The following is an 18,292-nucleotide window of genomic DNA, read 5'->3' as shown; positions in this document are numbered from 1 at the left end:
GAAAAAATTTGGTACAGCGCGGTGTGGACTATTTGATGACCATAAATGAAGCTATGTTGATTAACCGGTATGAATTTTACTCGTGGGTGTCTCTTCGGATAGTTATATTTAAAACAAGGGAACGCATACTTTTTTGGATAAGAAAAAGGTGAGGGAATGGACAAGGTGCGCTACCAAGTAAAAGTGTGCGTCACCAGTATTGCTACCAAAAGAGAAAAACTGGCCAGAAACGGCAGAAAAGGGCAAAAAAAAGCCCGAAACGGCTAGTTTCGGGCACCTGGTTATTAAAAAGGGTCACTTTGCAGAGAGAGAGGAATTGTACCTCCATCTCGTAACTATATAAGGTTGAGCGCGTTCTCGGCTTGCGAGAAAGGGGTGCCACCTACTTTGCTACCAGATTTATTCGTGGGTTTAGGGTTAAATAGTTCTTCCAATCCGGCCGCTGCCCGGTAAGAATTCAGTAACGCATTAAAACCAGATAATCCGGCAGAAAGTGGCTCTGAGATAGCACCCTCAGACTTTCCCAGTACAGATTCCAGCATCCGCTGGAGTCCTGCTATTTGTAAATTTTTAGCTTTAAGCTCTTCTTCAAATACTTGCCTCATTTCATGCATCTCTTTCGTGATACGTGAAAGAACATCATCGCCGAAAGATTCATTAGGCTCATTTAAATATGAGTCATCATCGTCAAAATAAGTTTGACTAACATCGAGAGCTTTACAAATAGCTTCTTTTGTCTTTATCTTCATTGTTCCTTTCTTGAACATCATATAGAAGCCTCCTTCGGACATACCAATAGCTTCTGCTAGTGATTTTAAGGACTTTATAGGACTGGATTTTTCTCCAATCCTATCCTTAATTTTCTCCATAATCTTCTCCATAGAAAAAAATATTAATATTTATTTGCGTGTAACTAACATTTGTATTAGTCTTGCATTGTCATTAATGTAAATGACTGATACAAAATAGTGTATTGGCTATTGAAAAAGCAAGCTATTTCTATGCAAACGGTCCAGAAATCAACAGTCGGTAAAAACGAATTGTGGTCTGCCTACCAAAATGCTGGGCCGTTAAAGCGTGATGAAATCATCCTCGAGTTAAAGAAGGTGGACCTGTTTCGTCATTGGTTAGTAGTAGCCAGTAAAGAGGGACATGATCTAAAAATGGCCAAAGCTCCCCTGCGCGATATCTTTCTGAAAGTAATGCCGGAAACGGCTCATTATTTTGGTATTACAACTTCTGTCAAATGATCAATCTCATTGACTCCCTTTTGGGTCAGGTTCAAAAGTCTTTGTAGCGTATTACCGCAGGGGCGGACCCCCTATTTTTTTCATATATCTATACTGAAAATCCGATGTTTAAATTTCTCTCATTCTTCAAGAAACAGCCCTCGAAAGTGGCCCTGTCAAAGACAGAGGTATGCCTATTCGAACCGCTTACGGTGTCTGTTTTGCCCGATCCGGATGGCATCACGTTCGTAAAAACTCAACTCGAACTGGATATTAATGCCAAGGCCAAAGGCTGGCGTCCGATCCCCTTTACCCTGTTCGAATTACTGGAGATGGAAGCGTCACTGTTTCGTAAGCCCCAAACGGGTCTGGCGAGTGTCGCCTTTACATATCCGGAATGCGCCCTACTGGCTAGGTACGCTGGCTACTACTTCGTAAGAGCCCGTGATATTGAAGACTTTGAAAGGGCCAGTGCTTATAACCGGTTTGTGTTTTCGCTGCTGGACCCATCGAACCTGATCAAGTTACCGCTATGAAAGAGATTGAGCTATTTGCCTTCACCCACGCCCACTGGCTATTCTGGGGCTTGTTATTTACCATTATCGTTGGCTCAGTAACGCTTACACTTAACAGCTTACGGGTCAAACGGCCCCGGCACATTCGGCAAGGCTATGGACTTTCGGATTATCATCATCAACGAAACGCAGGTGCTGCTGGAGCGCATCGAGGAAGATGACATATGGTTGATCGTGGCCAGCGTGTTCGTCGATAAAATGATGCGTTTCGACGAGTGGATACCAGGTGATTCGGCAGATGATGTTCGCCGACATATTGCTGGCTTTACGGAGCAGGAGGTGATGGATTTCCTGAACCGGGCCAATGCCTGGGCTGCTAAAGAATATCAGCGTATAGCGGCCAATGTAAATCTGAACCGGGGCCGCTACAACGGGGCAACGGCCTGAATGAAAACAGCCCGTCATCCCTGATGACGGGCTGTAAGTAACAAATATCTATACTGCTTTCCGACTGGATTGCAGAGGTGCAAATCTAGCAAAAAACGGTCATATGGCACCTTTAGCCGAGAGATTAGTCGAATTGATATGCATGCCTAAATGGCTGGGTTATCCTTCGACGCATTGGACCTGGGCATGGACATTTTATAAAGAAACTTGAGGGCATCTGATGCTCTTTGGTACTCCCGCAAGGGAGTAATGGTGTGGATAGAATCGGCTCTACCGGGCTGGAATCTGGCCCGGTAGACTTGGCGAGGTAGCTCAGTTGGTAGAGCGCAGGTCTTGATCGCAAGCTCGGTCATAAACCTGAGGTGGCCGGTTCGAAACCGGTCCTCGCCCCAATGCAGGAAGGCCCTGCATGTCGAAGGTTACAAGGGTTGAGAATGGGACAGGCCGGTGGCTTTGCTACCGGCTTATTTGAACCCATTTGGAATTTTTGGACGCCTTAGCGAATAACTGAATGGCTTCAGCCATCGACTCCACGATTATGCGGCAACAAATCGCCTGCCCTCATTATGTGCCGCCTTAAGTAGGCCAGACCAACATACCGTTCCCGGATGCCAAAGCTGAGTTGCAAATCAGCCTTGTGAATGCCCACGCGCATCCCGTACCTGCTATACCGCTGAAAAAAATAACTCAGCCGTTGACCAAAAAAACTATGTCCTTTTCAAATCAATTTTTTTAGCTCCGAATGCGCAGTTATTCGGTTAGGGTAGAGCTATATAAAAAGTTAATCGGGTTAGTCTGAGGTCACTACGTGTTATTCAGCCTTGTTGTCAGGTTAACAGGTACATGTTAGGGCGAAAAAAAATTTTTAAATGAGGCCGGTCTCATCGACGGCCCAACTCCTCCCCAATTGCCCCATTTCGCACTAGGTACGGTCCGACGTATCGGCGACCGTCCGCGGCTGCGGTGCTCTCATAACCCCCAAACTTTTGACCATGAACCAACCAGCGACTTACCCCCGCAAAGCCAACTATTCGGGCACCAAATTTGAGTCCGATCCAATGAATTCGACCTTCCGATGGGAGCTGTACCTGACGCCCGGCTACCAGGGCAACAAAGTGCCCCTAATGGATGGATACAGTAAAGGCAAGGGCTTCGAGAATACCAATAAGCTGGAATTGTTGTACAAGAAGCTCGTTAACCCCGTGTTGCCCTATTTGTCGCGCTGTGACGCCATTGTCATTTACGAGCAGACGCGCGGCTTACCCAAAGCACTGCACACCAAACTGATCGAGTTACACCCACGGGAATATGTAGCCTACGGCTGGGTCAAGGAAACCGAGCCGATCATGAACTTCCTGGATGACTATTACACGATGTTCCTGACCACTGGCCAGCTGCCACCCATCGAGGACCGACGGCGAAACGTTCGACAGCCGGTTTACTTCGTTGAACTCGACCACAGCAAGTACAATTTCACCTCCAAAGAAGAGCTGCTTAATTTTTGTAAAGTACTTATCCCGAAATATTCGGCCAAGTGCATGGAGACCTGGTACTTCAAGCACGTCGATTTTCAACCCGAACTCTTCATCACCGACAACTCCGCCGAAATAGCCCACGCCATTCATACCGCCCCCACCGCTGAGGCCCACGAAGAAGCTATGCAGGCCCAGGCGTCGCTCCAGTCGCTATTCGGTAAACACAAATCCAACCGCTAGCCCATGCTACGCTTGAAAATTACCCCCCAGGAATTTGCGGCCATGATCTTTTTCATGCGTCAGGCTACCGAAGGCCATCGGCAGCTACCCCTTCAAAAGCAGTCGGTAAACATGCTGGTCATGGCTCAGTACCTGGCTAAATGGAATTCCTACCGGTTCCTGCTCTGGATGTCTCGTCCGGACAACAAAACGTACTGGATGTCGATCCCCCTGCCGGTGGCCAAATCCCTGCATCAGGATATGCCAGGCACTTACCTTGGTGAATGGCAACAACTGTTTCTAAACAAGCTAGACCAGGCCGTTATCAACTACAGTGATCCATTGACTCAGACGTATGTTCTAGGTGATTTGATTCATCAACTATCAGCCTGACATGTCCGACTATTCTCAAAATAAAACCCTCTCGGGCGAGCAGTTCTTTGCCGCCTGGGAGGGCTAGTAACAAACTAATATAGTTCTTTGTTGATGCTTGTGCCGTCTAGTATTACACCGGAATAAGGTGTACTGATCGGCAATAAATGCCTGATGATCAGGATTAATTATACTCCTCAAATGCATTTATTTGCCACGATCTGCCCATTTTTTTTCGCAACCGTTGGTAAAATTGTGAGTATGATGTACAATCCTTAGCTACTTCAATTACATTCTCAATAAACTCCTTTAAATGCTCTTCGCCTTTGTCGGAAAGAAGCTGAAAATGTTTTAATAATCGGTATCCTTCAGCAGTCACTGGATTACGACTTTGCAATTCTTTAAGCGTTCCCTCTGGGAAACGCAAATAGATAACTTGGTTTGTAATTCGAGCTAGAATTCTCGGCTTTCTTTTTAGGCTTTCGTCATCATGAGGTAAACCTAACAACCTGAGCAATGATATATAAAATGGTTTGGGAAAAGTAACTACATGTGGTTTAACATCCCCAATCATTGGGTTATCACTCTTCTGGTTATGTCGTTTGTACTCTACTAGAATAGACTTTTCCTTTTTCCTGTCAAGTTCTTCATCCGTACCCTGTACGTGAACAAAGTTTTGAATATTGGAATAAAGCAGTCGCTTTTCTTCTTCTGGACTTAGTTTTCCTACTTTGGTCTTATTCACCCTATTGTGATTATCTGAATTCTCTGGCGTTGACATATTATAATCCTTTAAAAACCTCCTCCTGACGTTGCTGAGTGATCTCATTTATCGATTTTCGATTCTGCCACGGATTTCCGTTCAAAGCACTAATAGCTTTGCTCACGTTTGGGATTTGATCAGTGAACCGCCCCCATACTCTCTTATCAGTTTCCTGGTTATCCCAGCAATAGAAAATATAAATTATGCTAGGATGGATGTAGTTGGCTTTAGCGAACTCCTTCACATAAGTCGAACTGCCTATGTATGGCACAACATCCTTCATCATTTCTGTTGGGACTAGACAATTGCGGGCAAAGTCATCTGCATCAACCTCTTCCTTAGAAAATAAATCAAGAGCGCCTGATATATGATACGAATCAGCTTGTATAGATTCCCAATCGTACAATACATGATGAATTTCGTGCATCAAGGCGAACCATAGTGATGGATAATAATTTGTGTAGTTTGTCAGTACAATTGCAGGCTTATCATTTACGGCAAAAGTTGCGCCTCTCACATAGATACCTTCAATATATGGTTCGAAGATTACTGTTACACCGAGTTTAAATAGATCTCTGATTGTCTGATAAAGTCCTTTTTCTTCGTTCATAGAGTGCCATTTGAGCTTAGGTATGTACTCAAAGAGCTTAGCCCTATCATAATCAAAGTAATTGTTTATTTTCAGCACATTTTTCCTAGCTGACTTTAGCCAAAAATTTTTCGTCAGTTTGTCTTTTGGTTTGCGCTTTACGCTACTGCTTAGTGCAGCATCAAATTTTTCGTTTTTGTATTCAAAAATTGACTTATAACCAAAATAAGAAATAATTCTTTCGTTTATATACTTATAGTCAGTAGTACTAGTAAGAAAGCCAATCTTATATAAAGCGTTAAGATCAAAGTTGTTGACTATAAATTCTCTTATTTTATAATCTTCCAACTCTTCACCATAGTTAACCATAAGTTTATCAAAAAGCAGGCTCACAACATCATCAACAGGCTTTTCCAAAAAACGGGCAAATCGAAGTAGAGCTAGAAAATCTAACCTTTTTTGGGTACCATCTAGTATTCCAGTCAAAGCCCTGCTCTCAATATCCAAGATTGATAAGGCCAAGGTTTGATTTATACCCAGCTCAACAAGCCGTTTCTCAAACAACTCCTTTAAATCTTCTCCTGAGTTTGTAAGTGCCCTCTCAAGAAATAGTCGGTCTTCTTCGTTAAAAATATCGTCGTACTCTGCCATGACCGTATTAATTTGTAATTTTACAAATCAAAAATAGTTGATCTTATTCAATAAAACACCATTTGCGAAAAATATTTGTAAAAATACAAATAGCTGCTTGGATAACATGCTAAGCTCTTAGTTCTCAAGCACGACGAGCATGTCTGATTGTATTATCGAAAAAAAAGTATTGAAAAAGTTACCTAAAAATTTGCAAACAGGTAACGAAAAAGATACCTTTGAATTGTTAAGCGAATAGACAATGAGACATGACAGCACGTGAACTAATCAGGAAGCTCGAGGCTACGGGCTGGGAAGAACAAAGGCAGACGGGAAGCCACCGGATATTTAAAAACCCTGCCTTTCGAGAGATCATTACGGTTCCTGACCACGGTAAACAGGACATCAAACCGGGTCTCTTGAACAAACTCTTGAAGCAGGCGGGGCTGAAATAAGCTCTGCGCTTCGGGGCTTTTCTACATGATTAGTAATATATCCTATGGTAGTACACAAACCAATTACCTACAATGAACATTTTAAAAGTTGTAATCGAAAAAGATGATACAGATGAGATCGGTGGCAGCATACAATCGCCCGGCCATTTTTTGTTGACGACGGTTGGCAATTCCGAACAGGAAGTAATCGACAATCTGAAAGCGTTGGTTGCTGATTTTATCGCTCACGAAGGCATTAATTATGCCGAGTGGAATGGCGTCGATGCGTACAAGATCACTTACGAGGTTGAGTATGATCTGACCTCGTTCTTCGCCTTGTTTGGTGAACTCAAGATCAATCGCATTGCCAAGCTGGCAGGCATTAACGAAACGTTGCTTCGGCAGTACGCATCTGGATTTAAAACGGCTTCGGCCGACCAGGTCGCCAAGGTTCAGAAAGCTATTCACCAACTGGCCGAACGGTTGGCGAAAGTGACCTTGATTCCCAACTAGCCAGTTGACAGTCCATCAACATCAATAAGAATAGCCCGGAGCAATTCCGGGCTTTTTTGTGTCGGTGTGTTCAGAATAACGGGTACAACTGGACACACAATACTGAACAAGTATTCTGGACACTATTTGCCCGGTTCGGATTAGTTATCTTTGTGTTCACTATACCGACCGTTATGCTGAACATTACCAATCGTAATCACAATGGCTAAACCAGAGTCTTACAAGCAGTTTCAAACAGCACAGGAAAAGTATACCTACTTTTTACTAACGGCAGCTGGATCCGCGATTGTATTTACTATTCAGAAAACGGATGGTAGATGCTTTGAATGGGCCTTGCTACCGTTGGGGTTAGCTATTTTAGCATGGGGGCTGAGCTTCTTCTTTGGTTGCAGGCATGTCACTAAGAAAATGGAATCGCTCCAGGTTGATATCGGCTTGGAAGAATATTTCGAAGGATATGAAAAACCAAAGCGTGGAGACATTGGAATTTCACTAACAGATGGTAGAAATCCGGAATATGAGCTTACAGCAAGGAGGCTTGTTAATGATTTATTTGATGAAGCAGCTAAATTTTCTCAACTGCAATTTAAGTTCATGATAGCCGGTATTGTTTTCTATGTCACTTGGTATCTGTTAGAGATGAGTTTAAGGACATACCAAGTGAACAGTTGAAGCAAAATCACAACTATTAAACCTTTCCTACATATCTGAATGAGAATAGGATGCGCCAGTATTTAAACAACTAAAAAATAGCTAATAAACGCATATTAATATGGCACCTGGTAAAGAGTATGAAAAGTTCATATATGATAAAATGAAGATTGCTTTCCCTGATTTCAAAGTGACATTAGACGAAAAGATTGTTGGAAAAATTAGTGGTATTCAACGACAAATCGATGTGACAATCAGAGGGTTTATTAATAGTATTGAAATTCTGTATCTAATTCAATGTAAAGATTATACTAGAAAGGCAGACATCATTAAAGTTGGTGAATTCTCATCTGTTATAGAGGACGTGGGAGCAACTAAAGGCTTTTTAATATGTTCTGCTGGATTCGCTAACTCAATTCGGCGGTATGCAAAAAGTAAAAGAATAGATCTTTATACAGTTCAGGATATTAATCATCCTAAATGGTCAATAAAAGTTCAAATACCGATATTGTATAAAAAAAGTAGACCTGTAGATGTAGATATAGCTATCAACTTTCCTGGAATACCAACTCATTTTCAGCACTATATACACCAGAATCGTGATGTTAAAAGCTTCACAAGGGTAAGTTTTGATGACGGTAAAACTTCAGAAACTTTACGTGAACATATAAATAAAATATTGAAAGAGAATAAAATTGATCTTATTAAGAAGCCATACTTTGGCGTGAGAGCTCCAGCAAATATTGGGGATATATGGTTACCAGTAAATATTGAATTTAATTTTAATTTCAAAACAGATTACTATTTCTTTTTCGTTGACCCAATTGAGTACGCACAAATTCAAGACCATATAACTGGCGAAGTAACACCAATACATTTTACTGTTAGCTATAGTGCCTTTAAGTTGAATCCTAACAATAAGATAGATATTGATAAATTCAATTATCTAAATTCATACGCGGAAGTTACTGAAGAAATGAGTGAGATTTCTTCGCTTGATTACGATCGAGCAATTAATTGAGTAATTAAAAGTAATTTATGTTTAAATAAAAATGAAAATAGGTTACGCACGTGTCTCGACAATTGATCAAAATCTAGATTTACAGCTTAATGCTCTTAAAAAACAGGGTTGTGATCTGGTATTTCAGGAAAAAGTATCGGGATCCAGTAGGAATCGTACGGAACTTGACAAAATGTTGCAGCAACTGCGGCCGGGTGACGAAGTAATGGTCTGGAAATTGGACCGATTGGGCCGTAATTTGGCTCATTTAATCGAGTTAGTGAATCACTTTGCTGACAAAAAAGTCACGTTTTGCAGCATAAATGACCAGATCGACACCAGCACACCGGCCGGAAAATTGATTTTTCACATCTTCTGTAGCCTGGCTGAATTCGAACGCGCGCAAACTCGGGAGCGTACTATGGCTGGGCTAGCAGCGGCTAAGCTGAAGGGCCGCACCGGTGGAAAGCCAGTGGGCCTGAGCGATGAAGCGCTTAAACTTGCCCGGCTAACTGAGTCACTCTACAAGGATGGCCACGCCATCAAATTAATTGGTGAGAAGCTGGGCATCTCCAGAACTACTGTATATAAGTATTTGAAGCACAGGAATGTGTATAATAATTCAGAATGGAATTAATTATTTTTTTGTATATAAAGGTTTCCTATATGTGTATAATAGCGTTTGTGTGAAAATAGGGCCCTTTGAAACCTGATCGGTTCCCCCAAGGTCCATATAAATATGTAAAACCTTGAATAAATGTTGTTGTATTTCATTCCTATCTAATTGGCTGGTATCAATGAGTAGTATGTCCTCAACTTTAACATTTTCAGTGTTTTTTGCCTGATGCATTACTGTAACCATAGCAACATGGAATTTAATATTATTTATATCTTTTCTTGACAAAAGAATATCATCTACAAAACTCTTCAATGTCTCTTCAATAAATCTCATAATATTTATGCATGAAAGATATAATTGAACAGGATATCTTTCATTAAATATGGTCGTATATTCTTGGTCTTGATTAATAAGAGTTGATGGTCTAGCACGAGCATAATCTGGTTTTTGCAATAAGATAGAAATGACGGCTTGCGACATGTATGAAATACTAATTATCCTAGATACAGGTTTTCCATTGTTTTTGTAATAATTTTTTCTTCTCTCGTAATAAAAATCATTATGCAAAAGAAAATCTTCAATATCTCGCTGAACTTTATCAGCCGCTCTTAATGACGTTTCGGGTATAGAAGTTTGACTATTGGTTGCTCTAACAATGTTATCTCTACTTCCTGCATCCTGCTCTACAATAACCCTAACAAGGACTCTCCTTTGATCATTATTATCAAACTTTAAATTTCTAAAGTATGAATAGATCTCGTACGAAGTTTGTAAGCCATTTACAATCTGTGGATCTTCAATAAGAAGCCTTTTGCCAGTTGCTGATGCTTTTGGACAGACAATTGTAACTCCATTATTTAAGAACCAAAAATCTTCATTTCCCGGATTCTGTAAAGTTTCTTGAATAGCTTTATTAACTTTAACATTTCCTTGATAGTCACGCACATTTGAATCAAATATTCTTTTTATTATAATACTGTTCTCGTCTACAAAAAAATTATAATAACTTTTTATTGGTACTAAACATACGTAGCTTCCATTTTCCGTCGAAATAGGATTTTCAACAAACTCAAGTTCGAAATTAGAAGTCGGTTCTCTACGAGCTATTTGTAGAAGTTCTCTGGCTCCGATGAAGTCAAATTTGAATTTTGCATTGTCAAAGTGATTAATTATTACTTCTCGTAATCTATCAACTTTCCTGTGAGTATTAGGATGAATTTCTTCCCCTAAGGATGCATATGATATATTAAAACTTATGTCAGGATATGTAGTAATTACAGCTTTATATACTTCTCTAAATTTTCCTATTAATGTAATTAATTCGTTACTATAAACTGGTGATAGTCTTTCTAAAGGAATTGACAAGTTAAATAGCTCATCTGTTGAACTAATAAACTTATTAATAACTTCTTCTTTAAAACCATTTGCTTTTTTAGCTTGAATTAAGTTTACAATAATTGAGTTTTTCTTTCTCTTTGATAAGCTCTCTACTACTGTATCCTCTTGTATCAATTCACCATTTAGGAAAATATGTAAAGAGTCTATTCCTCCATCATTGCCTGAACCAATTACTCCAGATATTATCTCATCATAAGAAAGATCATAATCTTTCAATATCTGTAATGCACAATAAAATTCAAAAAATTTGGCTTCAGTCATATCTGAGCCTATGTCTCTTATTTGTTGATCCAGAATGTTTGAGATTATTAATCTATCGTTGCTCATAAGCTCTTTATTCTAATATATATGTCAATCTCAAAATTCGATAATTCAATCAATACGAACAAACGAATTCCCCTAGATTGTAGATATTATAAATAATCTTTTGATTGTCAGGGAGATGTGAGGTGTTAGATAAGGAAAATAAAAGTTGCAGTGTTTTGGCTATTAAATTTGACCTAAAAGGTTGATATAGAATGCATTGCTTAAATGAAATAGCTGTTTTTTGGCGCCTTTTTCTCGATTGACCCCGCCCTTTAGCATTTTGGAAATTTCCATTTTTGGAAATGGCGAATAGCTGAAAGCCAAAACCCAGTAACACCAACGAGTTTTCGTCGCCTGGCATCACTGGGTTTGTCTCGCTGCGCGTTGGCTCGATGATCGTTCAAATGCGACCGGACACTTACCAGAATTCGATCTCGAAGTCTTCATTGGCCCGGGCAACACCGGTTTTCATCCGACGGATAATGTAGTAGTCGACCGTATCCGATAAGTGGGTGGCCAGCTCCTGATCTGTATCCTTATCCGACTCACTTGATTTGTCTTTCTCGTAGCTCTGTTTGATGGGGCTGTTCTCCATCGACACCACGGTGGCCTTGGCCCGCACTCCATCGATGCGTACCTTGAACATCTCGTCATCACCTTCACCCAGCACCTTGTTGATGTCATTGTGCCTGGTCACATGTAGTGGGTTGTAGGTGAGTGGTGCCAGTAGTACATCCCAGCCTGCTGCATCCAGTATGTCGTACACCTGCTCATACATGGTCCTGGTAGAACCCGCACTTTTATTCTGACCATTGCGGTCTCCGGTGAGAAGCACCCTTTTTTTGACATGCCTGGAAAAGCGCTCGACAAAAAGGGTGGCCCATGCCTGAGCCATCGTGTTATCTTCCCTGGCCTCTTTCACAAATACATCATCCACCAGACGGCCGTAGGTTTGGTCCTCCTGCCATAAGGTCGCGCTGGTAAAGTGCGCGTTAAAATCCATACTGGCCACCAGCTCCTGCTTAGGGTTGTAAAAAAGATTACCCTCCAGCATGAGCATCTCGTCTTCCTCGTGGTCCTCCAGCACGTGTCGCTCACGGGTCATCGATGGGTAGTACGTCTTAGGCAGCTTACTGATCCGCTTGCCCTCGACCTCTACTTCGAAGACCATCTTGGTCAGAATCTTCTTTAGCCCAGGTATATAATCACCTGGTAAAAAAGCCTGATTGTCGAGCGTCCGGATTTCCATGTAGAAATATTGATCCGGCTCTTTTTTGGCATTGGCCTCAATTTCATACATCCACTGACCGTCAGGCGTCCAGGGTGGAGAGGAAAACACGAAAAAGGAGTGGTGCAGGCAAGAGTCAAATTTTCCCGGATTTGCCCGAAGCGTGGGCAAAACCACGGTTAACCAGGCTTTCTTGAAATTAAGACCTTCGTCCACCACGTACATATCGAAGTTAGCGCCCCGGTTTTCTTCACTCGCCATTTTGAAGCCTTCCAGCTCGATGACAAAACCATTGGCGAAGCTGATGCAATTCTCCCAGTTATCGGGGGCTTCGTAGGCCCGATCGAAACTAGGTGGTGGCTCTCGCCAGAGCACGTATTCACCGGTGCCGGTTTTCCAGTCATATTCATGGCAATTCCACCCTTTACGCCAGCGCGATTTTAGTCCCGAGGTGAGCTTCGACTTGGCTTTGGCTACGGTTTTTACGCCCCAGCCACATTTGCCTTTGGGTAGTTCTTCAGCCGCAATTTTGAGCAGATCGGCCAGGGAGACCGACTTGCCTGATCCCCGGCCACCCACCAGGCCCGCCATCTTGAAATGGCGAGAAATGACCGCGTCCAGGAAAAGCCCCTGTTTTTCGTTGACCTCCAGTTCGATCTCGTCCTGGTTTTCTTGTTCTTCAGGGGATGACTTCATGAGTTACGTCTTCAATTTTGGGTGTCGGATCGCCGGGCGACTGCACAGCTGCTGCACCCGCGTTGTAGTTCCGGATCTTGATCGTCACCTTGGTCGGTTTTTTCTTCGATTCGACGTCGATCTCTTTCTGGTTGTTGTAAGCGCCGTCGATTTTGGCCGCTTCCTTCAGCATCATGGCCTGGGCTTTGTAATCGCCCATCTCAGCGGCTTTTTTTGCGCCCTGCCGGAACATTTCAGCGTAAACGGCTTTGATGCCGTCTTTTTCCCGGCTCATGCTCAGCTCGGCAAACGTCGCGTACGCCATGGCAAGCAGTTCACGGCCCCGGCGCTCCTGGAGCCGATAAACGCGTTTGATACGGGCCAACACCTGGCCATCGGAAAAGCCATCGCGCAGCCAGGCACGTACCGACTCGATTTTCTCAAAATTCTCGGCCTGGGTGTTCGTCAGGTCAAGCGTTGGATCCAGCAGGTAGCGTTGGTAGATGCTCAGCTCCTCCTGGACTTTAATTAGGTATTTGTTATGCTGTCTCACGATCGTAAAAAATAGGGGTTCCAGGAAAAGCCCGCGCCACGGTGGCCATCAATTCTGGGCCTTCTTCATTTTTTAGGTTATTGGCTCAGTTCAGCTTCGTAAGCCAGCTTCAGGCTCTGCAGGCGCTCCAGATCGGCCTGCCATTCGTAGGCTTTCTTATGATCGGGCCGCTCGGCCAGTTTGGTCTGGGCTTTGGAAATGTTGGTGCGGATCCGGGCCAACTCCAGTTTGATTTCGGCCTCGTTCAGATTGCCGTCGATCCGGGTTGGCTTCGGTGCTTTGGTTTCCCGTCGCTTTTTTCCGGTGTGCCGTTCGTACTGAGCATCTTTCCACAGCTCCCGGATCTGTTTCAGCTCGTCGACGACTTTCAGTCGACCGGCTACGTCATCTTCGGCAAAATCAGCCAGGCTGTTAGACAAAAGAGCAGCCCTGCTGTTCAGCCTGTCGGCCTCCAGCAAGAGCTGCTCTTTCTGTTCGTCAGTTAAGCCGTCAGCGACTATTCCTCGCTTTTTTTTTCCGTCTGGTCGTCCTGGTTCTCGACCGTCGTCTCGTCCTGGTTGTCACCTTCCTGGGGGGCAGGCGTAGCAGGAGCCACCGGTGCCGGGGCTGGAGTAACGGGTGCTACCGGTGCAGCAGCGGGCGTCGCTGGCTTTGGGTTAACGGGTGCCTGTTTGGTCGCTGGCTTCGCCGGTGCGGCCGGAGTCGGTGTCTTTAGGGCCTCCTTTACCGGTTTACTTTCTTCCGTTAATTCAGCCGCTTCAGCCGCTGCCAGAGCCGCTTCGGCTGCCTCCAGAATGTCCAGTGTTTGTTCGCTATCGTACGAGCTGTGATTGAGTTTCGCCAGGTCTCTGGCCCCTCTGAGTTGTGAAATTGTACTCATTGTTCGGTTGGTTTAGACGCCGGTGCTACTGTTGAGCGATGTCGTCGGTTTTTTTTTCGATGATGGCCACATACTGGCCAGGGTGCTGAGTAGCTACCAGCTCAGCCTGCTCCAGGGTAAGATCGCCGACCCGGATCGTGTCCGATCCAATGCCGAATTGTGTGTTCTCATCGCAGAGCACCTGTACGGTGCGGGTTGGTTTAGTTGCCATGGTAATTCAGAAAAAAAGCTCCTGTCCCAGCGAGTGGGGCAGGAGCCAGGTGATGGATAGATTAAGCGATGCCCGGGATCGTGACCGTATCGGCCAGGATTGGGTAGTTGAACATGTAGCCGTCCTGCTTGGCTTTCAGTGTCCACTCACGCCGATCGGAGCCCTTCGCGCCGGTCGTGTGCATGATCTCGAATTGCAGACCCAAAAAGTTAGAGCCCAGTACAATACGCTGACCATCCGTCAGGATGACCACGGCCACAACCTCTTGGTTAAGCAGCTTTAGGATGGCGTCACACTGAGCCGCCGTAAAGCCCGCAATTTTTACCTCCAGGCTCTGCTCCCAGCTCTGATAACCGGTGGCACCTTTCAACGAACCGTCAATTTTTAAACTGTTGTCCGAAACGGCCACTTCGATAAATGCACCGGCCGGAATAGCGGGGGGGCCGACCACGGCTGCAGTCATCGTGGGGGCTACGCTTGTTTTGCCTGCAACGATATCGGCTAGTTTCGGCCATTCGGCCGTTATGCCATCTACTGGGGCCAAAAACAAACGCCGACCACCGCCCGGGTTGGCTACGCCCTGCGCGGGCTTCTGCACGGCCGTCAGCGCACCGAAGGCCAAACCCGATCCGGAAAACAGGGAATAACCCGTCGTGTACTGCACCCCGTAGGTCAGGGCCGGAATAACGGCCACACCGGCCAATACGTTATTGGTCTGCACAGCGACCAGGGCACTCAACATCACAAGGGACAGGCCCAGCAACATCTTGGAAACTTTCATTTAATTAACTGTCTAAACGTTTGAAAAAAGGAAGGAAGTGGCAGCTGCCGACCGGCCGCTGCCGGGAATACAATGCGTTGATTCCGCTACGGTTAAACGGCGTCGTTCAGGAACATCAGCTCAGGGCTGGCATAGTCGAAACCAACCGATACCCGGATGCTGATCTGCCAGCTCTTCACCTGCTTGACGATGTTGATCGAGTACGCGCCAGGAGCCTCGTTGGCAATGAACTTCAGGTTCTCTTTCGGCGTGATCACTTTCGTGCTCTTACCGGCCAGACCTGGATCGATCACGAACGTGATGTTCGAATAGTCATCCAGGGTTTTTGGCTGATCGGCCGGTCCAACGTGCTCTTTGAAGAGGGTACGTCGGTTTTTGCGGTACAGATCGTAATCGACCTGCGCGATGTAATAGTTGAGCGGAATGCTCAGCAGATCCGGCCGGGTGGTCTTGATCAGGTCCGCCACTCCGTTCACCTGGTCGTAGGCATTGTTGATCGTGATTGGGGCCGACGTAAAGACGTGGCTGGCTTTGATATCGCCACCGGTGGCGCGGCCAGTAGCCGTTTTCTTCAGCAGACCATCGGCGATGTTTTCAGCACCCACCGGCGTCGGGTTATACACCCCTTTCCAGGCCGTTTTCATACGCACAAACTGGAAGTGCGTCGAGATGATCTTCCGGATAAAGAACAGCTCGAATGGGTTCTCGCGCACGTCGGCCTCGGTGCGGGTAGGCTCCACGATCCAGCCCAGGTACGAACGGTACGCTTTCTGGATATCGTCGAAGGTAATCTCCAGGTCGATATCGCCCTGGGTGAACTCGGCGTAACGGGGCCGCAGCACCATTGCCTGTTGACCAGTGAACGTCTGGGAGGCCGCTTTGAAGGCGTCGATAAACTCGGCCGACAACAGCAGCGCCCGGTCACGGGTCAGCTCGGTGGTAAAATCATTCCGGAGAGCAGCCACCCCGTCCATCACCGCATTGGTGACGACGATGTTGCCGCCCGAATTCTCGACGGTACGCAGCAGGTCGTTCCCGAAGTTTGTAAAATCAATAATTGGCGTTGGCATAAGTAGAAAAAAAGAGGAAAGTGATACGGTTGAAAAAAGTGGGCTTTAGCGGCCTGGCTTAGGCGATCCCTCTGACTTTACGAAACTGAGCTAAAGCGCTCGATGAAGCCGTCGACAGATTGGCATCCTGCTGATCGTCCTTGTTCAAAGCATCCGCTGCCGGCAGTGCCGTGGCCAGGGTCTTGTGCTTATCGTGCCAGGCTTTATAGCGAGCCAGATCCTGATTGGACGTGGCTAACTGCGTGGTCAGGCTGGCCACCTGGCTCTCGGCCGTCGTGGCCCGGGTCGACATGGCCGTTAGTTGCGATGTCAGCTCGGCGGCTGTTGGCCCTGTAACCGGTGCTGCTGGTGTGGCAGGAGCTGCTGGTACGGCCGCAACTGGTGTTGCTGGAGCAGGCGGGGTCGTTTCAACACCTGACTGCATTTGCTGATGAAGGACGGCCGCTTCCTGTTCGGCCTTATTGACTTCATCCTGAGAAGCGTTCTCCAGGAAGTGCTTGGCTACGGTTGCTGGCAAAAGTTTCGCCAGGATACTACCGGTTACTGTGTTTTTAAGCATAGTTTTTAGATAATTGAATAACTCGTTGATAAGCACTATTGAGGTCACCGGTGCGATCGGCCAGACCCAGTTTGATGGCGTCCTGAGCGCCGTACATCTTGCCGGTGAAAATCTCCTCGGATTTGATATTGCTGCCCCGCCCCGCCCGGACGGCCCCTTTGAAGGCTTTGTTGGAAACGTCCAGACTGCGCTGGATGTCGGCCCGGGTAGCTTCGTCAAGCGGCTCGATGCCGTTCAACTTCGCCTTATCGACCGAACCCGTCGAGCGGAAGATCTCGACCGCGTTACCGGCCTGCTCCAGGGCCTTGGCGTAGTTGTTGTAGATGAACATGGTCCCGATCGAGCCGATCTGAGCGGTCGGGCCGGTGCGCATGATGATCTCGTTCGAGGGTGAAGCCGACCACAGGGCAGCACTGCCGCAGCAACTGACCAGCGAAACGATCGGCTTAACCTGGCTGAATGCCGCCACGGCAGCCGCGAACTCATCGGTCGAGTCGACGGTACCACCCCCCGAATTGTAATCCAGAATAACACCCTTTTTGGAGTCGAACTCGGCAATACTGCCCAGCAAACTGATCAGGAATGTGTTCGAAAAATAATTGTCGTAGGAGTAGCCCCGGCTCATGGTACCGGTTACGGGAATCACGACCACGTCGCTCTTGGCACCCATGCTCAGGCGGTCGGAAAAGTAGCTCTCATAGGTGAATCCGGATGCGGCCAGAGCACCGGACGGAACGTCGGGGCACCCTGCCAGGTAGGGCCGGAATTGATTGGTCTCCAGCGCAGCCCGGATGGCGCGGCTGTGTAATTCAGAGATTGCCCATGCGCCGAGAAGATTTTGGTACATTGCCCGTATAGCGGTTTAAAACGATACGAAGGTGAAGCCGGGTGAACCAAACCAAAAGGACATAAAAAAAGGGGCTGCTTCTCTGTCAGACCCTTTTTCAATTGAATGAAATCAATTATCCCACCACGGCTTGCCGAACCACCGGCATGCCAGGAACATGCATAAATTCCGGATCTTCTTTTTGGGTTCGATCTCCTCCAGCCGATGATATAGCTCCAGATCGGCCAGCCGCCGGGCTTCTTTAGCCCCATGCGTTTCCTCGAACAGCCGGTTATCATACCACCAATCGTGCAGAATGGTAGCACGATTCGATTTCCCGATAGGCGGG

Annotated in this window: 24 protein-coding genes and 1 tRNA gene; 11 read left to right on the top strand and 14 right to left on the bottom strand. The window is 45.7% G+C overall.

Features of this window, described 5'->3' with window-relative positions; all coding sequences use genetic code 11:
- Positions 1 to 335: 335 nt before the first annotated feature.
- Entirely contained in the window at positions 336 to 881 is a 546-nt protein-coding gene (locus ACYU8Y_RS16625; RefSeq protein WP_460939176.1) for a hypothetical protein, read from the bottom strand.
- Positions 882 to 980: 99 nt separating this feature from the next.
- Here ACYU8Y_RS16625 and ACYU8Y_RS16620 point away from each other — a divergent pair, with 99 nt between their 5' ends.
- The 6 genes from ACYU8Y_RS16620 (at position 981) to ACYU8Y_RS16595 (ending at position 4,278) form a co-directional block, all read left to right on the top strand.
- Positions 981 to 1,250, top strand: a complete 270-nt coding sequence (locus ACYU8Y_RS16620) for a hypothetical protein (RefSeq protein ID WP_460939175.1) — start codon at positions 981 to 983, stop codon at positions 1,248 to 1,250.
- Positions 1,251 to 1,354: 104 nt separating this feature from the next.
- Entirely contained in the window at positions 1,355 to 1,765 is a 411-nt protein-coding gene (locus tag ACYU8Y_RS16615) for a hypothetical protein (protein ID WP_460939174.1), read from the top strand.
- Positions 1,766 to 1,900: 135 nt separating this feature from the next.
- The gene (locus ACYU8Y_RS16610; RefSeq protein ID WP_460939173.1) at positions 1,901 to 2,191 is read left to right on the top strand and encodes a hypothetical protein; all 291 of its coding nucleotides are present in this window, start codon (positions 1,901 to 1,903) and stop codon (positions 2,189 to 2,191) included.
- A 301-nt stretch (positions 2,192 to 2,492) separates the two neighbouring features.
- Positions 2,493 to 2,581 (top strand) — tRNA-OTHER (locus ACYU8Y_RS16605).
- Between the two features lie 602 nt (positions 2,582 to 3,183).
- On the top strand, positions 3,184 to 3,906 hold the full coding sequence (locus ACYU8Y_RS16600) for a hypothetical protein (RefSeq protein WP_460939172.1): 723 nt from the start codon (positions 3,184 to 3,186) through the stop codon (positions 3,904 to 3,906).
- 3 nt (positions 3,907 to 3,909) lie between these two features.
- Positions 3,910 to 4,278 (top strand): hypothetical protein, encoded by a 369-nt coding sequence (locus tag ACYU8Y_RS16595; protein WP_460939171.1) that lies wholly within the window; start codon positions 3,910 to 3,912, stop codon positions 4,276 to 4,278.
- A 163-nt stretch (positions 4,279 to 4,441) separates the two neighbouring features.
- Here ACYU8Y_RS16595 and ACYU8Y_RS16590 read toward each other — a convergent pair whose 3' ends face one another.
- Positions 4,442 to 5,038, bottom strand: a complete 597-nt coding sequence (locus tag ACYU8Y_RS16590) for a P63C domain-containing protein (protein WP_460939170.1) — start codon at positions 5,036 to 5,038, stop codon at positions 4,442 to 4,444.
- Between the two features lies 1 nt (position 5,039).
- The gene (locus ACYU8Y_RS16585; RefSeq protein WP_460939169.1) at positions 5,040 to 6,260 is read right to left on the bottom strand and encodes an ImmA/IrrE family metallo-endopeptidase; all 1,221 of its coding nucleotides are present in this window, start codon (positions 6,258 to 6,260) and stop codon (positions 5,040 to 5,042) included.
- 248 nt (positions 6,261 to 6,508) lie between these two features.
- On the opposite strand from ACYU8Y_RS16585, the gene ACYU8Y_RS16580 reads away from it, so the two are divergent.
- The 5 genes from ACYU8Y_RS16580 (at position 6,509) to ACYU8Y_RS16560 (ending at position 9,474) form a co-directional block, all read left to right on the top strand.
- Complete coding sequence (locus tag ACYU8Y_RS16580) at positions 6,509 to 6,694, top strand: type II toxin-antitoxin system HicA family toxin (RefSeq protein ID WP_460939168.1); 186 nt, start codon at positions 6,509 to 6,511, stop codon at positions 6,692 to 6,694.
- A gap of 72 nt (positions 6,695 to 6,766) precedes the next feature.
- Positions 6,767 to 7,186, top strand: coding sequence for a hypothetical protein (locus ACYU8Y_RS16575; protein ID WP_460939167.1), 420 nt, complete (start codon positions 6,767 to 6,769; stop codon positions 7,184 to 7,186).
- Between the two features lie 201 nt (positions 7,187 to 7,387).
- Positions 7,388 to 7,858 carry a hypothetical protein gene (locus tag ACYU8Y_RS16570; protein ID WP_460939166.1) on the top strand — a complete coding sequence of 157 codons (471 nt, stop codon included), beginning with the start codon at positions 7,388 to 7,390 and terminating at the stop codon, positions 7,856 to 7,858.
- A gap of 100 nt (positions 7,859 to 7,958) precedes the next feature.
- Positions 7,959 to 8,858: a restriction endonuclease gene (locus tag ACYU8Y_RS16565; protein WP_460939165.1), complete on the top strand. Its 900-nt coding sequence runs from the start codon at positions 7,959 to 7,961 to the stop codon at positions 8,856 to 8,858.
- Positions 8,859 to 8,889: 31 nt separating this feature from the next.
- Positions 8,890 to 9,474: a recombinase family protein gene (locus ACYU8Y_RS16560; RefSeq protein ID WP_460939164.1), complete on the top strand. Its 585-nt coding sequence runs from the start codon at positions 8,890 to 8,892 to the stop codon at positions 9,472 to 9,474.
- Here ACYU8Y_RS16560 and ACYU8Y_RS16555 read toward each other — a convergent pair whose 3' ends face one another.
- The 11 genes from ACYU8Y_RS16555 to ACYU8Y_RS16505 all read right to left on the bottom strand — a co-directional run.
- Positions 9,475 to 11,181 carry an AIPR family protein gene (locus ACYU8Y_RS16555; RefSeq protein WP_460939163.1) on the bottom strand — a complete coding sequence of 569 codons (1,707 nt, stop codon included), beginning with the start codon at positions 11,179 to 11,181 and terminating at the stop codon, positions 9,475 to 9,477.
- A gap of 397 nt (positions 11,182 to 11,578) precedes the next feature.
- On the bottom strand, positions 11,579 to 13,084 hold the full coding sequence (locus ACYU8Y_RS16550; RefSeq protein WP_460939162.1) for a hypothetical protein: 1,506 nt from the start codon (positions 13,082 to 13,084) through the stop codon (positions 11,579 to 11,581).
- Positions 13,068 to 13,616, bottom strand: a complete 549-nt coding sequence (locus ACYU8Y_RS16545) for a hypothetical protein (protein ID WP_460939161.1) — start codon at positions 13,614 to 13,616, stop codon at positions 13,068 to 13,070. Before ACYU8Y_RS16545 ends, ACYU8Y_RS16550 begins: the two co-directional genes overlap by 17 nt.
- 77 nt (positions 13,617 to 13,693) lie before the next feature.
- Complete coding sequence (locus ACYU8Y_RS16540) at positions 13,694 to 14,035, bottom strand: hypothetical protein (protein ID WP_460939160.1); 342 nt, start codon at positions 14,033 to 14,035, stop codon at positions 13,694 to 13,696.
- Positions 14,036 to 14,112: 77 nt separating this feature from the next.
- Complete coding sequence (locus tag ACYU8Y_RS16535) at positions 14,113 to 14,496, bottom strand: hypothetical protein (RefSeq protein ID WP_460939159.1); 384 nt, start codon at positions 14,494 to 14,496, stop codon at positions 14,113 to 14,115.
- Positions 14,497 to 14,521: 25 nt separating this feature from the next.
- On the bottom strand, positions 14,522 to 14,707 hold the full coding sequence (locus tag ACYU8Y_RS16530; protein ID WP_460939158.1) for a hypothetical protein: 186 nt from the start codon (positions 14,705 to 14,707) through the stop codon (positions 14,522 to 14,524).
- Positions 14,708 to 14,768: 61 nt separating this feature from the next.
- Complete coding sequence (locus tag ACYU8Y_RS16525) at positions 14,769 to 15,488, bottom strand: hypothetical protein (protein ID WP_460939157.1); 720 nt, start codon at positions 15,486 to 15,488, stop codon at positions 14,769 to 14,771.
- A 92-nt stretch (positions 15,489 to 15,580) separates the two neighbouring features.
- Positions 15,581 to 16,558: a hypothetical protein gene (locus ACYU8Y_RS16520; RefSeq protein ID WP_460939156.1), complete on the bottom strand. Its 978-nt coding sequence runs from the start codon at positions 16,556 to 16,558 to the stop codon at positions 15,581 to 15,583.
- Positions 16,559 to 16,616: 58 nt separating this feature from the next.
- Entirely contained in the window at positions 16,617 to 17,117 is a 501-nt protein-coding gene (locus tag ACYU8Y_RS16515; protein ID WP_460939155.1) for a hypothetical protein, read from the bottom strand.
- Positions 17,110 to 17,964 carry a S49 family peptidase gene (locus ACYU8Y_RS16510; protein WP_460939154.1) on the bottom strand — a complete coding sequence of 285 codons (855 nt, stop codon included), beginning with the start codon at positions 17,962 to 17,964 and terminating at the stop codon, positions 17,110 to 17,112. Before ACYU8Y_RS16510 ends, ACYU8Y_RS16515 begins: the two co-directional genes overlap by 8 nt.
- 111 nt (positions 17,965 to 18,075) lie before the next feature.
- On the bottom strand, positions 18,076 to 18,292 hold a 217-nt coding region (locus ACYU8Y_RS16505; protein WP_460939153.1), incomplete at its 5' end, for a DUF1353 domain-containing protein.

Source organism: Spirosoma humi (assembly GCF_054776575.1).
Note: the sequence above shows the minus strand (reverse complement) of the source record. Positions and strands in the feature narration are given on the sequence as shown.

What these genes read in the sequence shown, in the direction of transcription:
- ACYU8Y_RS16625 (WP_460939176.1), bottom strand. Translation starts at nt 881, where the DNA reads ATGGAGAAGATTATGGAGAAAATTAAGGATAGGATTGGAGAAAAATCC.
- ACYU8Y_RS16615 (WP_460939174.1), top strand. Translation starts at nt 1,355, where the DNA reads ATGTTTAAATTTCTCTCATTCTTCAAGAAACAGCCCTCGAAAGTGGCC.
- ACYU8Y_RS16610 (WP_460939173.1), top strand. Translation starts at nt 1,901, where the DNA reads ATGGACTTTCGGATTATCATCATCAACGAAACGCAGGTGCTGCTGGAG.
- ACYU8Y_RS16600 (WP_460939172.1), top strand. Translation starts at nt 3,184, where the DNA reads ATGAACCAACCAGCGACTTACCCCCGCAAAGCCAACTATTCGGGCACC.
- ACYU8Y_RS16595 (WP_460939171.1), top strand. Translation starts at nt 3,910, where the DNA reads ATGCTACGCTTGAAAATTACCCCCCAGGAATTTGCGGCCATGATCTTT.
- ACYU8Y_RS16590 (WP_460939170.1), bottom strand. Translation starts at nt 5,038, where the DNA reads ATGTCAACGCCAGAGAATTCAGATAATCACAATAGGGTGAATAAGACC.
- ACYU8Y_RS16585 (WP_460939169.1), bottom strand. Translation starts at nt 6,260, where the DNA reads ATGGCAGAGTACGACGATATTTTTAACGAAGAAGACCGACTATTTCTT.
- ACYU8Y_RS16580 (WP_460939168.1), top strand. Translation starts at nt 6,509, where the DNA reads ATGACAGCACGTGAACTAATCAGGAAGCTCGAGGCTACGGGCTGGGAA.
- ACYU8Y_RS16575 (WP_460939167.1), top strand. Translation starts at nt 6,767, where the DNA reads ATGAACATTTTAAAAGTTGTAATCGAAAAAGATGATACAGATGAGATC.
- ACYU8Y_RS16570 (WP_460939166.1), top strand. Translation starts at nt 7,388, where the DNA reads ATGGCTAAACCAGAGTCTTACAAGCAGTTTCAAACAGCACAGGAAAAG.
- ACYU8Y_RS16565 (WP_460939165.1), top strand. Translation starts at nt 7,959, where the DNA reads ATGGCACCTGGTAAAGAGTATGAAAAGTTCATATATGATAAAATGAAG.
- ACYU8Y_RS16560 (WP_460939164.1), top strand. Translation starts at nt 8,890, where the DNA reads ATGAAAATAGGTTACGCACGTGTCTCGACAATTGATCAAAATCTAGAT.
- ACYU8Y_RS16555 (WP_460939163.1), bottom strand. Translation starts at nt 11,181, where the DNA reads ATGAGCAACGATAGATTAATAATCTCAAACATTCTGGATCAACAAATA.
- ACYU8Y_RS16550 (WP_460939162.1), bottom strand. Translation starts at nt 13,084, where the DNA reads ATGAAGTCATCCCCTGAAGAACAAGAAAACCAGGACGAGATCGAACTG.
- ACYU8Y_RS16535 (WP_460939159.1), bottom strand. Translation starts at nt 14,496, where the DNA reads ATGAGTACAATTTCACAACTCAGAGGGGCCAGAGACCTGGCGAAACTC.
- ACYU8Y_RS16530 (WP_460939158.1), bottom strand. Translation starts at nt 14,707, where the DNA reads ATGGCAACTAAACCAACCCGCACCGTACAGGTGCTCTGCGATGAGAAC.
- ACYU8Y_RS16525 (WP_460939157.1), bottom strand. Translation starts at nt 15,488, where the DNA reads ATGAAAGTTTCCAAGATGTTGCTGGGCCTGTCCCTTGTGATGTTGAGT.
- ACYU8Y_RS16520 (WP_460939156.1), bottom strand. Translation starts at nt 16,558, where the DNA reads ATGCCAACGCCAATTATTGATTTTACAAACTTCGGGAACGACCTGCTG.
- ACYU8Y_RS16515 (WP_460939155.1), bottom strand. Translation starts at nt 17,117, where the DNA reads ATGCTTAAAAACACAGTAACCGGTAGTATCCTGGCGAAACTTTTGCCA.
- ACYU8Y_RS16510 (WP_460939154.1), bottom strand. Translation starts at nt 17,964, where the DNA reads ATGTACCAAAATCTTCTCGGCGCATGGGCAATCTCTGAATTACACAGC.